The 13293-nt window shown below is 69.7% G+C and carries 12 protein-coding genes; 7 read left to right on the plus strand and 5 right to left on the minus strand.

Going from position 1 to position 13293, the window contains the following annotated elements; translation table 11 throughout:
• Positions 1-6: 6 nt before the first annotated feature.
• Positions 7-3465 (minus strand): PAS domain S-box protein, encoded by a 3459-nt coding sequence (locus D8896_RS02585; protein ID WP_121820504.1) that lies wholly within the window; start codon positions 3463-3465, stop codon positions 7-9.
• A gap of 242 nt (positions 3466-3707) precedes the next feature.
• Between D8896_RS02585 and D8896_RS02590 the strand changes: the two genes are divergently transcribed.
• On the plus strand, positions 3708-4034 hold the full coding sequence (locus D8896_RS02590) for a DUF7344 domain-containing protein (RefSeq protein ID WP_121820505.1): 327 nt from the start codon (positions 3708-3710) through the stop codon (positions 4032-4034).
• A gap of 8 nt (positions 4035-4042) precedes the next feature.
• Here D8896_RS02590 and D8896_RS02595 read toward each other — a convergent pair whose 3' ends face one another.
• The gene (locus tag D8896_RS02595; RefSeq protein ID WP_121820506.1) at positions 4043-4387 is read right to left on the minus strand and encodes a DUF7113 family protein; all 345 of its coding nucleotides are present in this window, start codon (positions 4385-4387) and stop codon (positions 4043-4045) included.
• 104 nt (positions 4388-4491) lie between these two features.
• On the opposite strand from D8896_RS02595, the gene D8896_RS02600 reads away from it, so the two are divergent.
• Positions 4492-6351 carry an ATP-binding protein gene (locus D8896_RS02600; RefSeq protein ID WP_121820507.1) on the plus strand — a complete coding sequence of 620 codons (1860 nt, stop codon included), beginning with the start codon at positions 4492-4494 and terminating at the stop codon, positions 6349-6351.
• Positions 6352-6441: 90 nt separating this feature from the next.
• The gene (locus tag D8896_RS02605) at positions 6442-6870 is read left to right on the plus strand and encodes a universal stress protein (RefSeq protein WP_121820508.1); all 429 of its coding nucleotides are present in this window, start codon (positions 6442-6444) and stop codon (positions 6868-6870) included.
• A gap of 25 nt (positions 6871-6895) precedes the next feature.
• On the opposite strand, the gene D8896_RS02610 is transcribed toward D8896_RS02605, so the two are convergent.
• Complete coding sequence (locus tag D8896_RS02610) at positions 6896-7147, minus strand: amphi-Trp domain-containing protein (RefSeq protein ID WP_121820509.1); 252 nt, start codon at positions 7145-7147, stop codon at positions 6896-6898.
• 109 nt (positions 7148-7256) lie between these two features.
• Between D8896_RS02610 and D8896_RS02615 the strand changes: the two genes are divergently transcribed.
• Together D8896_RS02615 and D8896_RS02620 are read left to right on the plus strand one after the other, a co-directional pair.
• On the plus strand, positions 7257-7892 hold the full coding sequence (locus tag D8896_RS02615; protein WP_121820510.1) for a hypothetical protein: 636 nt from the start codon (positions 7257-7259) through the stop codon (positions 7890-7892).
• Positions 7893-7985: 93 nt separating this feature from the next.
• The gene (locus tag D8896_RS02620) at positions 7986-8777 is read left to right on the plus strand and encodes an alpha/beta fold hydrolase (protein ID WP_121820511.1); all 792 of its coding nucleotides are present in this window, start codon (positions 7986-7988) and stop codon (positions 8775-8777) included.
• Between the two features lie 137 nt (positions 8778-8914).
• Here D8896_RS02620 and D8896_RS02625 read toward each other — a convergent pair whose 3' ends face one another.
• Positions 8915-10060: a KaiC domain-containing protein gene (locus D8896_RS02625; protein WP_375137046.1), complete on the minus strand. Its 1146-nt coding sequence runs from the start codon at positions 10058-10060 to the stop codon at positions 8915-8917.
• Between the two features lie 188 nt (positions 10061-10248).
• Here D8896_RS02625 and D8896_RS02630 point away from each other — a divergent pair, with 188 nt between their 5' ends.
• Entirely contained in the window at positions 10249-11073 is an 825-nt protein-coding gene (locus D8896_RS02630; RefSeq protein ID WP_121820512.1) for an NAD(+)/NADH kinase, read from the plus strand.
• A 74-nt stretch (positions 11074-11147) separates the two neighbouring features.
• Positions 11148-12083 carry a GTP cyclohydrolase MptA gene (gene mptA, locus D8896_RS02635; RefSeq protein WP_121820513.1) on the plus strand — a complete coding sequence of 312 codons (936 nt, stop codon included), beginning with the start codon at positions 11148-11150 and terminating at the stop codon, positions 12081-12083.
• Between the two features lie 362 nt (positions 12084-12445).
• On the opposite strand, the gene D8896_RS02640 is transcribed toward mptA, so the two are convergent.
• Positions 12446-13249, minus strand: coding sequence for a TrmB family transcriptional regulator (locus tag D8896_RS02640; protein ID WP_121820514.1), 804 nt, complete (start codon positions 13247-13249; stop codon positions 12446-12448).
• Positions 13250-13293 lie beyond the last annotated feature (44 nt).

Consider the following 13293-nt stretch of genomic DNA (forward strand, 5'->3'; position numbering starts at 1 on the left):
GGCCCGTCAGGGCAGCACCGCTCCGAGCACTTCCTTCTCGGCCTTCCGGAGGTGCTGGTGGAACGTCGCCGGGCTGACGCCGAGCGACTCGGCCACGTCCTCGCCCGAACTGTCGCGGGGCCACTCGAAGAAGCCGGCGTGGTACGCGGCTTCGAGCGCGGTTCGCTGGCGCTCCGTGAGCGCCTCGAGGCCGGCCCGGCCCCGGTCGTCCGGCACCTCGGCGCGCGTCCGCTGTCGCCGTTTCACCATCTCCGCGGTCGGGTAGGTCTCCTGTACCGCGTCGATCACCTGCCGGGCGTCCGCGCCCGGCGAGAGGTGCAGCCGCATCCGGTAGTCCCCGTCCTCGATGACGGCCTCGTCGACCGACCCGCCGATCGACGCGAGGGCGGCGAGCACCGGCGGGTCCGACAGCCGGAGCTCGAACCCCGATTCGTCGTCCGCCTCGGGGTCGCCGTGGAACGTCACGTCGGTCCAGTGGGGTATCGCGCCGACCAGCGTCTCGAGATCCCCGGTGGCGTCCGGGGTCGCGTTTCCGTACACCAGGAACTCGCCGTCCTCGACCGGGACCGCGCTGTCTATTCGGATGCGGCCCTCGCGGTCCCCGTCCGCCTCGACCGCGTCGAACACGTCCGCGATCCGGAACTCGAGTTCGGTCACCTCGTCGCCCATCAGCGCGCGCTTGCGCTCGGTCGCGGCGATCGCGTGGCCGACGACCTCGCCGAGCTGGCCGACGACCGTCCGCTCGGGTTCGGCGAACGCGTCGGGGCGCTCCGCGTACACGTTCAACACGCCGTAGACGGTGTCCTCGTGAACGATCGGGATCGCCGCGGAGGAGCGTACCCCGTACTCCTCGGCCGTGTCGCGCCACGGGCTGTAGTTCGCGGCGGTCCGCACGTCGCTGACCGTCTGGATCTCGCCGGTGCGCAGCGCCCGCGCGGTGGGACCTTCGCCCCGTTCGTCCGTCTGGTCGGCCGAGATGTGCACGTCGTCGAGGTACTCCGCCGCGCCGGTCTCGGTGCGGACGGTCACCTCCTGGGTCGCCACGTCGACCTCGCCGACCCACGCGAACAGGTACGACTCCGTCTCGACCAGGCGGTCACAGACCGTCTTCTCTATCTCCTCGCGGGTCGACTGGTCGATCGCCGCGTCGGTGATCTCGCGGACGACCTCGTTGATCCCGTTCAGCGCCGCGAGCTGCTCGCGCTGGCGGCGCAGCACCTGCTCGTCCCTGTGGCGGCCGATCGCGGTCGCGAGCACGGTGGCGACCGACTGCACGAACGTCACGTCGTGCTCCGAGAACTCCCTCGTGGCGGTGTCGTGGGTGCCGAGGATCCCCCACGGCTCCTCCCGTGGCCCGATGACCACGCTGATCCCGCTCCGCACGTCGTGGTCGGTCAGCAGGTCCGGCCCGCTGAACCGCGTCTCCGTGGCGAGGTCGCTCACGACCACCGGCTCCGCGGACGCCAGCGTGTAGGCCGCCTGCGAGTCGTCGTCGACGGCCGAGACGGTCGCCTCGCCCACGACCCCCTCGTCCCATCCGACGCCCTGCCGGAGCAGTAGCTCCTCGGCGTCGGCGTCCAGGTCGAGCACCTTGCAGTAGTCGGTGTCGAGCGTCTCGGCCACCTCCGCGGCCGCGGCGGCCATCAGGTCGTCGACGTCGGTGTCCTCCAGCGCGCGCTGGCCGAGGTCGGCGACCACCTCCTGCTGGCGGACGCGCCGCCGCAGCTCGCGCTCGCGTTCGAGGCGGTCGGACACGTCGCGGACGACGCCGCACCGACCGTAGCCGTCGCTCGTCGGCAGCGGGCCGAACCGGGCCTCGACCGGGAACTGGTCGCCGTCCCGGGTGTGGAGGTCGAACTCGAGCACGGCCGCCTCGCGGTCGCCCTCGACCACCGCCGCCGTCCGGTCGGCCGCCTCGCCCGCGAGGTCGTCGTCGTACACCGTCGAGGAAGGGCGGCCGAGCAGCTCCTCGCGCTCCCAGCCGGCCATCTCGCAGAACGCGTCGTTGACCATGACGAACCGGGCGTCGTCGTCGAGCGCGTAGATCCCGTCGTCGACCGTCTCGACGATCGTCTCGTACTGCTCCAGTTCGCGCTCGCGCTCCTTGCGCTCGGTCACGTCCCGGAAGTACACCGAGAGCCCGGTGTCGGACGGGTAGATCGTCGTCTCGAACCACGCGTCGAGCGGTTCGTACTGCGCCTCGAACGAGCGCTGTTCCTGTTCCTCCATCGCCCGGAACGACTCCTCCTCGAACCGCGTGCCGACGACCTCCGGAAACACCTCGACGAACTTCCGTCCGGCGAGTTCGCCCGGCGTCCGGTCGAGCAACTCCGCCGCGCGGTCGCTGACGTAGGTGATGCGGTACTCCGTATCGAGGCCGACGAACGCGTCGTCGATCCGGTCGAACACGTCGTCGAGTTCGCGCTTTAACTCGTCGCGCTGTCGGCGGACCTGCCGTTCGCGCTGCCGTCGCTCGGTCATGTCCCGCGTCACCTTCGTGTACCCCTTCAGTTCGCCGTCGTCGTCGCGGATGGCCGTGACCGTGACGTTCGCCCAGAACCGCGAGCCGTCCTTCGCCACGCGCCAGCCCTCCTCCTCGACCGACCCGAGCCTGGCCGCCGCTTCGAGGTTCCGCTCCGGGACGGACGACACGCGGTCCTCCTCGGTGTAGAAGACGGAGACGTGCTCCCCGATGATCTCGTCGGCGTCGTACCCCTTGATCCGCTCCGCGCCGGGGTTCCAGCTCCGGACCCGTCCCTCCGGGTCCAGCCTGAAGATGGCGTACTCCTCGACGGCGTCGACCATCGACTCGAACTGCTTCCGCTCCTGTCGACGCGCCCGCTCGGTGAGTTTCCGTTCGGTGATGTCGTAGTACAGTTCGACGCGCCCGCCGGCGTACGCGCCGGACGGTATCGGCTTGCTCCGGTGTTCGAGCCACCGCCGCTCGCGGTGCTCGCCCGTCGTCACGCGACACTCGAACCGCTCGGTTGCGGCGTTGTCGTCGTACGCCGAAAGCAGCCGGTCGGTGAACCGCTCCGTGTTCTCGACGACCGGCGCGATCCGCTCGCGCACCAGCGACCGCTTGTCCCGACCGAGCACCCGTTTCCGGTCGACGCCGAAGTACCGCTGGACGGCGTCGTTGATCCAGGCGACGTCGAACTCGGCGTCGAGCACGAACACGCCGACGGCCGCCTCGTCAAGCACGTCCTCGACGACCGATTCGGCGGCCGACGCGGAGCCGCTTGGCGGTCCGGTCGCCCCCGGCCGCCACCAGACGCGGGCGCTCGCGCCGACTTTCTTCGTGTCGAGTTCGCCGTGCTCGACGAGCCGTTCCAGCCGCTCGTACGTGCTCCGCCGGCCGAGGTCGAGCGAGTCCGCCACCTCGCTCGTCGTCCGCGGCTCCCCACCCCTGTCGAAGCGTGCGAGCGTCTCCCGGAGGCTGTCGGTCAACGCTTCGGAGGCCATACCCCATAACAGCGCCTTACCTATTTCAACGCTCCGCCGGTGGAGGGTGCGTAGCGGCCCGCTACTGGAGTAATTAGCGATATACAGGCCGCAAACCCGTTCGAAGCGGTTGCCATCTGGTACGTATCCTGCCGACGGCCGTGCCGGGGCGGGCCTAATCAGTTATAGCGATCGCTTACGGTGGGCAGGCCCGTCGGTACAGGTACTGCCGGCAGCCACCGGCGAAACGGAGCCAGACCACGATGTCACAGAGCACTCACGCGGCCGACGATTCGGGCACAACCCTGTCGAACAGCGAACGCCACCGGCTGCTTGCGTCGGCACAGCGGCGTGCCGTGGTCGGTGTCCTCGCGGACCGGTCGGTCCCGATTGAACTGAACGAGTTGGCGGCGGCCGTCGCCGCCGAACCAACCGACGACACGACCGACGGTCGGACCGCCCGGGAGACCGCGACCGCGCTCCACCACCACCACCTGCCGATGATGGCGGACCTCGGTGCGATCGAGTACGACGCCGAGACGAACGCCGTCGCCGCGTGTCACGTCTGTCCGGCGGCGCTCCGGGAGTAGCCCCCGTCTCAGACCTCCGCGCCCGGCTCTTCCTTCCGGACCTCCACGTCCACGTCCGCACCGTCGACGCCCAGCCGGGCGAACTGCGTCCGGACGTGGTCCTTCGCGGCGTCGAGCGCCTGCTCGCGGGTGTCGAACCCGCGTGGCATCGGCGACTCGAACGCGATCCGCAGTTCGCGGCCGTCGACCTCCTGTGTCGTCCCGCCGCTCTCGACCTCGTAGAACTCGTCGCAGACCCAGACGTACGGCGCGTCCTCGTCGGGCGCGCCCTTGAACGAGGGGGCGCGCTCCCCCCGCTCGTACAGCGTGCCGGTCAGCTCGGTCCCGCCAGCACGGCCGCGAACCAGTAGCATGAACCGCCGGTACGGCGGCGAGACGAATAAGGCCACGGGTCCGGCGGTTCGGAGCGCGACCGAGTGTGCGAACTGTTTTATCGGAACGCTCGCATGTCGGGAACATGGCCGATCTGGGAGATTACACCGAGTACGACGGCGCGGACGGCGACGGGTCGGACGGCGGGGCGGCCGCCGACGGCCCGGACGACGCCGCGGCCGACGACCCCGACACCGGGAGCGACGACGCGGCGTCGTTCGAACCGGTCGACGCGACCGTCGTCGGCGAGGACCAGGGGATCGGCACCGTCGCCGTCTCCGAGGGCCTCTGCATCGGCGAGGACGAGGACGACACCACCCTGCGCGCGTACGTCACGGCCGAGAACCGGCCGAACGTCCGCATCGGCAAGTACCTGCTCGTCCCGTACCCCGACGAGGGCGGGCGGGGGAGCGCCGGGCGCGGCGAGAAGCTGTTCTGCCGGATCACAGCCCTGGAGTACGTCCAGGAGTACCGGAGCGACGACGCCACCGAGATCCACGCCCGGCGGGCGATGCGCAGCGACGGCATCGACGAGGCCGACTTCAAGTTCCTCGCCACGCTGGAGCCGGTGGCGATCCTGTACGAGGAAGACGGCGACCTCAAGCGCCGGATGACCGACCGCGTCCCGAAGCCGGAGACGCCGGTCCGCGAGGCCGACGACGCCTCCGAGATCAAGACGGGGCTGAAGATGCCCGACGACGGCGTGTTCCTCGGCCACCTCTCGGTCGGCGGCGAGAAGGTTCGCACCGCGGCCGAGCCGCCGACGATCGACTACCGGCTGAAGGACGACTACGAGGACGGCGACCCCCTCGTCTTCCGGCACACGCTGGTCGCGGGCGGTACGGGGTCGGGGAAGACCCACGCCTCGAAGAACGTCCTCCGGCAGTTCCTCGCCGCGGACCGCACGTACGACATGGAAGACGGCCGGGAGGCCCGGGCCGCCGTCGTGCAGTTCGACCCGCAGGACGAGTACGCACAGATGCACGACGACAACCCCGCGATGACCGACGACGACCGCCGCCGGTTCGAGCGCGAGGGGATCGCCCACGGCGGCCACGACGACACCAAGGCGCTCGTCCCGGTCGTCGACGGGACCAGCTACGGCGCGGACCACCACCGCGCCGAGCAGGTGGAGTTCACGATACCGTTCTCGATGGTGCGGACGAACCGCTGGCTCATCGCGGGCGGGAGCCTCAACGACAACCAGTTCAACGCGCTGGACGTGCTCGTCGACCGCTTCTTCCGGCAGTACGGGGACAGCGGGACCTACGAGCAGTTCTGCTCCTTCCTCGACGACCCGGCGCTCCGCGAGGAACTCCACGAGAGCGGGCGCGTCCACGAGGCGACGTTCGACGCCGTGACGCGCCGCGTCCGCGGGTTCGGGAGCGTGTTCGACGGCGACGCCCCCCCGATCACGGACCTGGTGCCGGAACTCGTCCGGCCGGGCGGCCTGAGCGTCGTCCCGACGTACCACATCAACGACACGCGGGCGACGGAGGTGGTCGTGCTGGCGGTGTCTTCCCTGCTCGTCGACCAGAAGCTGTCGAACGCGCCGACGTACGACCGGATCAAGGAGACGCCGCTCGTGGTGGGGATGGACGAGGCCCACAACTTCCTCACCGACGCCGACAGCGTGCAGGCCCGGAAGGTGATCGGCAAGTTCACCGACGCCGCAAAGCAGGGCCGCAAGGAGCGACTCGGCCTCTTTCTCATCACGCAGGACCCGCAGGACATCGCCGACCCCGTGTTCAAGCAGATCAACACGACGGTCGTCCTGAACCTCGGCGACGAGGACGCCATCTCCTCGGTGAACATCCCGTCGAACCTCGAGGGGAAGGTGCCGTACATGGAGAAGGGGCAGATGGTCGTCTACTCGCCGGACAACTCCGAGCCGGTCGAGCTGATCGGCCTGCCGACCTGCGTGACGAAACATGGCCGGGAGTAGCGCGGGACCGCGTAGTTGAGAGACTTCCCGGTCGAGCCGGCGGGGCGCAGGGTCGGGGATTTTTCATCATGGGGAGTGCTACCGTCGCGCATGGGAAAGCGGATACTCGTGGCGTACGACGGCTCGCCCCAGTCCGAGGACGCGCTGGACTACGCGCTGACGGAGCACGCCGGCGACGAACTCGTCCTGCTGTACGCCATCGACCCCGGCGAGGCCGGCTACGGCGGCCGTGCGGCGACCCCGAGCTACCCCGAGGAGTGGTACGAGGAAGCCCGCGAGGACGCCGCGGAAACGCTGTCGTCGGCAGCCGACCGCGCCGATGCCGCCGGCGTCGACGCCGAGACGGCCATCGAGGTCGGCGGTCCGGCCAACGCCATCGTGGAGTACGCCGAGGCGGAGGACATCGACCACATCGTCACGGGGAGCCACGGCCGGTCCGGCGTCACGCGCATCCTGCTCGGGAGCGTCGCGGAGGCGGTGATCCGGCGCTCGCCGGTGCCGGTGACGGTCGTGCGCTGACCCACAGGGCTGCTCTCGTCGCCCGCTACGTCCCCTCTCGCCGCGGCTTCCAGCGCATCTCGATGCTCACCGTCTCGCGGTCGCTCCGCAGCCGCGACGACCGCTCCACGACCTCCACGTCGCAGGTGATCGAGTCCGAGGGGTGGAGCTGTACCTTCCGGTTGTCCACCGGCACGGTGACGTTCCCCTCCCCCTCCAGTTCGTCGGCCAGCCGTCGCAGATACCCGCTCAGTTCCTCGCGCGTCATCGACAGCGTGGCGTCCGTCCGCTGAACCATGCCGCCGGATACGACGGATTCCGGCAAAAGAATGCGCCGGTTACCGGGGGCGACCCCCGGCGTCGCCACCACCCCGACCTTTTTCGACGTGTCGGTCCAAGCCGCCGCTGTGAACCGTCGGACGCTGCTCGGGCTGCTTGGCTCCGGGACGGCCGTCGGCGTCGCCGGCTGCGTGAATGTCCCCGAACCGCTCCGGTCGACGCCGACCGTCACGGACGGTCTCCAGCGGCGGGTCGCCATCATCGACCAGAACGCCGTACCGGACGGACACGGCGTTCGGATCCGCGCGGAGCTACTCGACCGACGGATAACGGGGGAGAGCACCGCGACGGTGCGCCTCACGACGACGAACGAGGGGGAACCACGGGAGCTTTCGGTGGGCACCGGCGGGTGCGTACTGCTAAACCGGGAGCGTCAGGGCAGCGACCCGGCAGGACTGTGGCTCCGACGCCGCGCGGGGATGGACCAGTCGGACGACGTGGGACCGCGGTGGGTCGCGACCGACCTGCCGGCGTCGCCGGGCGGGTTCGGCGGGTACGGTTGCGCCGCCCGGACGTACGCCTCGGGGGAGTCAGTCGCCACCGACTACGCCGTGTTGCACGACGGCCGCGTCGACGGCTACCTGTCATCCGACGAGTACCGGTTCGAGGCGGCGGTGACCGTCGGGGAGCCGTCGCCCGACTCCGACGGATCGACTGAGTCGTTCACGTGGGGGTTCTCGATGCGGGTCAAAGATCCCGACTGATACGATGTCCCGACCGCCCCGCACGCGGCCGGGGACCGGTGCTGACAGCTGCGCGATGGAAGGCGTTTTCCGACGAGCGCGTGAGACCGACGCATGACGCTGCCCGACGACTGGACTGCGGGGACCGTCCGGGCGAACGGTATCGACCTCGGGTACTACCGAACGGGCGAGGGGCCGCCGGTCGTTCTCGCGCACGGGATGTTCGACAGCGGCCGACGCTGGGTGCCGCTGGGGTCGGACCTGGCCGACGAGCACGAGGTGATCGCCTACGACGCACGCGGTCACGGCCGGTCGGACGCCCCGGAGTCCGGGTACGACATCGACTCGCGGATCGCCGACCTCGTCGGACTCGTCGAGGGGCTGGACCTCGCCGATCCGGTCCTCGTCGGGCATTCGATGGGGGCTGCGACGGTCGCGCTGGCCGCCGCGGAGCATCCTGACCTGCCTCGCGGCCTCGTGCTCGAAGACCCGTCGCGATTCCGGCGACGCCCGGAGATGAGCGTCGAGGCGGCACGGTCGGCCGCCCGGGAGCGCCTGAAGGAGGCGAAAGCGCAGTCCGTGGCGGAACGGATCGACGAACACTACGACGACTGCGACCCCGACCACGCGCGCCGGCTGGCGGCAGCGGTCGACGACTGCAGCCCCCACATCGCGAAACTCGCGCAGGAACACCGACCGGTCGCGGCGGCGTTCGACGGGATCACCCGCCCGACGCTCGTGTTGCGCCGCGACCTCGACGTCCCGGACCGCGTGGACGACCTGAACGCCGCCGACCGGCTGACCGACGGCCGGCTCGTCCACATCCCCGACGCCGGCCACTACGTGTTCCGCGACGCGTCCGACGCCGCAACTGCCGAACTCCGGACGTTCCTGCGGCGGCTGTGAGCTGACGACCCGCATCCAAGCATCCGCGAGCGACCGGCGGGAGCGCCCGGAGTTTTTGGCCGAGCTTTTTGCCGGGAGGGTGCCCGCAGCGGGGCGAAGCCCCGCGAGGACACCCGACCGGGAAAAAGGTCGTCGTTTTAGAAAATGTTCGCCTGCCGGTAGACGCTGATCCCCTCGTTGGTGATCTCGTAGGGCTTGGTCTCGCGGGAGTGGTTGGCGTCGCGGATCTTCTGGATCTCGACGGCCAGCCGGGTCTCCCGGAAGTCCGAGGGGCGGACGTACTGGAGGACGAACACGGCGTCGGTGAGGTACTCGACGATGCCGTGCCGGGAGGCGTAGGCGTTGTCCTGGCTGGCCTCGCTGGTCAGCATCGTCGTCACGCCGGCGCGCTTGAGGCTCTTGGTGAAGTCGTAGATCTCGTTGCGGCGGGTCGCGCGGTCGTCGTACATCATCTCCAGCAGCGAGACGGAGTCCAGCACGAGCCGCGAGGCCCCGAACTCCTCGATGAGCCGGGGGAGTTCGCTCCGGATCGAGGCGAGGCTGTTTGCCATCTCGATGGGGTCGATGTCGACGATCGCGAGGCGGTCGTCGTCGACGTACTCGTCGAACGCCCAGCCTTTCTCGGTGGCGCTGTTGATCACCCGCTTGCGGCTCTCCTCCAGCGTGATGTAGATGGCGCGCTCGCCGGCCTCCAGCGCGTGGTTGAGGAACTGGAGGCCGAAGGTGGTCTTCCCGGTGCCCGCGCTGCCGATGGTGACCATCAGCGAGCGCTCGGGGACGCCGCCTTGGATCATCTCGTCTAATCCGTCGATGCCGAGTTCGATCCGCGGGAGGTCGGAGTCGAGCCGCTCGTCGTCGAACTCGCCGGCGGACCCGCCGCCGAAGTCGCCGCCGACCGCGCCCATGCCGAAGTCGCCGCCCCCGACGCCGAACTCGTTGCTCACCGGGTCGCCGTCGTCCTCGCCGAACGGTTCGTCCGGCACGTCGAGGGCCTCGCCGAACCCCTCGGCGTCGTCGTCCGGCAGGTCGGTCCTGCCGGCGTCCGACAGCGCGTCGGCGAAGTCGTCCTCGAACAGCGAGTCGTCGTCGGTGTCGGTGTCGTCAGCCGAGGTGTCGGGGTCGGCGGGTGGAGCGTCGTCGGTCGAGGGCTCCGCCTCGGCGGTGCCGTCGGCCGGGTCGTCGGCTCTCGGCTCCGTGTCGTCCTCGTCCGTCTCGTCCGCAGAGCCGTCATCGACGGCGCTCTCGAACCAGTCGTCGTCGAGGCGGTCGCTCACGGCGACCACCCTGGTCGACCGGCGGCGTCGACGGTGTCCGCGTCGCTGGGGAGTGTTGCCGTCGGCCACTCCGCCGTCGTCGCCGCGGTCGTAACGCGCTGGGTCGCCACAGTACTACCGGAGGATTGACCGCCCGGGATAAATAATGCTTGTTGCCCAACGGGGAGTTTTTCACGCGCCGACGGCAACGGGGAGCCATGCACGTCGGGCTCGTCGGACAGCGGGGTAACGACCGCGCCGCCACACTGGTCGCCGACCTCCGCGAGACGCTGTCGGCCGACGGCGTCGACTGCCTGGTCGACGCGGCGACCGCCTCGGCGCTGTCGGTCGACGGTGTGGCGGTCGACCGGATGGCCGACTGCGACCTCGTGGTGAGCATCGGCGGCGACGGCACGTTCCTCTTTGCGGCCCGCGGCGCGGGGTCGACGCCGATCATGGGCGTCAACCTCGGCGAGGTCGGCTTTCTCAACGCCGTCCCGCCGGCGGAGGCGGTCGACGCGGTCCGCGACGAGGTCGCCCGGCTCCGCGAGACCGGGACGGCGAGATACCGCGAGGAGCCCCGCCTGCGGGCGGCGGGCGACGGCTGGTCACTGGAGCCGGCGATAAACGAGGTGGTCGTCCAGGGCCGCCAGCGCGGTCCCGACAACGGCGCGACGATCACGGTCGAGGTCGACGGGGCGGCGTACGCGAGCGGGCACGCCGACGGCGTCCTCATCGCGACCGGGACCGGGAGCACGGCGTACAACCTGAGCGAGGGCGGGCCGCTGGTCCGGCCGGGCGTCGACGCGCTGGTGGTCACGGAGATGTGCGCCGAGGACGGGATGCCGCCGCTGGTGACCGACGACGGGAGCGAGGTGACGGTCCGGATCGAGGACGCCGAAATCGGCTACGCGATCAGCGACGGCCGGACACAGCAGGAGCTGTCGCCGCCGGCGACCGTCCGGGTGACGACCGCGGAGACGCCGGTCCGGATCGCCGGGCCGCCGGTCGACTTCTTCCAGGCGCTCGATAAGCTCGACTGACCGGCACGTCCCGGATCTCGGCAGGACTCCCGGTTCCGAAAGGCCTAATCGCGTTCTTTCCCTAACAGTGTCCGATGAGTGAGCAACTGCCGGACGTGCAGGCCGCCAGTCCGGACGTGACTGTCGGGCTGAGTCAGGTCGGTGTCACCGGCGTCGAGAAGCTCGTGAAGATCGCACGGAACGGCAAGCGCCCGATCGTGTTGAACGCCGAGTTCGAGGTGTTCGTCGACCTGCCGAGCTGGCGGAAGGGTGCGGACATGTCCCGCAACATGGAGGTCGTCGACGAGATACTGGAGGAGGCGGTGAGCGAGGAGACGTACCGCGTCGAGGACGTCTGTGGCGACGCCGCCGAGCGCCTGCTCGACAAGCACGACTACACCACCAAGGCGGAGGTGTCGATGGAGGCGGAGTACGTCGTCCGCGACGAGACGCCCGAGAGCGGCAAGCCGACCCAGAACACCGTCGACATCATCGCCAGCGCGACGGCGAGCGAGGACGGCACCCGCGAGGAGATCGGTGCCCGCGTCACGGGGATGACGGTGTGTCCCTGCTCCCAGCAGATGATGAGCGGGCGCGCCCGGGAGAAGCTCCGCGAACTCGACGTCGCCGAGGACGACGTCCGGGAGTTCCTCGCCGAGGTTCCCCAGGCCGGCCACGCCCAGCGCGGCCACGCCACGCTGACCGTCGAGAGCGAGGGCGCGCCGGAGGTCGACCTGAACGAACTGATCGAGGTGGCCCGCGACTCGATGAGCGCGCGGATCTACAACCTCGCGAAGCGCCCCGACGAGGACCACATGACCTATCAGGCCCACGCGAACGCGAAGTTCGTCGAGGACTGCGTGCGCTCGATGGCCCAGGGCGTCGTCCGGGAGTTCCCGGACCTGCCCGACGAGGCCATCGTGACGATGAAGCAGTCCAACGACGAGTCGATCCACCAGCACAACGCCCACGCCGAGCGCCAGGTCGAGGTCGGCACCGTCCGCCGCGAACTGGCCGCGGACTTCGAGTAACGCGGCTCGTTTCTCACCTTCGGTTCCGACGTGCACTGCCTGGAGCGACCGCCGTATCCAGACCGTTTTGGTTTCAACCGTTGTGGTCACCGATATGGTTACCACATCGGTCACCGATCCAGTCACGAAACCGCTGTACGTAGCGGTATTCGACATTGCCACGCGGCCAGCGCGAGCGCGCGGCGCTTGCACGCGCCGCGGGCGAGCGTCCGGGGAAGGGCAGGCACTCAAAGCGTGCGCTGACGACCGTCAGCGCTCGCGCAAACTAGCGGGCTTGGACCGACGCGCGAGCTACGCGAGCGCGTCGTGGAGGACATTGAAAGGGCGCAGCGCGCCGCGCCAGCGGCGCGCAAGGGCTTTCTTTAGAAGGAAAGGGGTTCGGCCTCCTCCCACGTCGGCTGGAAGGTTTCGTGCACGTCAGCGGCGAACTCGGGGTCCTTGAGGTCGATCATGGCGAACGGTTCGTCGGCGTCGAGCGGGTTGGGCACCTGGATGCACACCTCGATGTCGTCGATGAGGTTGAACGTCCCGGAGATGGCGTCGGTGGTGCGGACGTTGAAGTCGGGGTGGTCCGACAGCGACCGGCGGTAGCGCTTGCCCACGGCCGGGGGGAGCGAGTCGACGAGGCCGGGGGTCATCAGCAGGTCGACCTCGACGCCGCGGGAGAGCGCCTCCTCCAGTTGCTCGGTGATCAGGACGCCCACCTCGCTGATGTCGAACTGCGGGGACTGGTGGGAGGCGACCATCACGACCCGCCGGTCGGCCGCCGAGAGGCGTTCGAGCAGGAGGTCGGTCGTCTCCTCCGGGCCGACCGCGGCGGTCCAGAACTGCTCCTCGACGGGTTCGGCGGCGTCGAGTTCGTCGCTCAGGTCGTCGACGATGCTCTCGTACTGCTCGGCCTTCTCGTCGAGTTCGCGCTTCTTGTCCTCCAGCAGGCGGTCGAGCGCGGTCGACGGCTCGACGGCGACGTACTTCTTCGGCCGGCTCGCCGTCTGGCTCCGGACGAGGTTGTACTGCTCGATGCTGTTCAGCACGTCGTAGATGCGGCCCATCGGCACGTCGCTGGCCCGTGACAACTCTTTGGCGGTTGTCGGTCCCGTGTTCAGCAGCGCACGGTACGCGCGCGCCTCGTACTCCGACAGCCCCAGGTCCCTCAAACTCGCCATACGTCCCGTTCTCAGGCTACAACACCATAAACGCACCGAAGGTT

The sequence above is a fragment of the Halostella salina genome, assembly GCF_003675855.1.
GTDB classification, from domain to species: Archaea; Halobacteriota; Halobacteria; order Halobacteriales; family Natronoarchaeaceae; genus Halostella; species Halostella salina.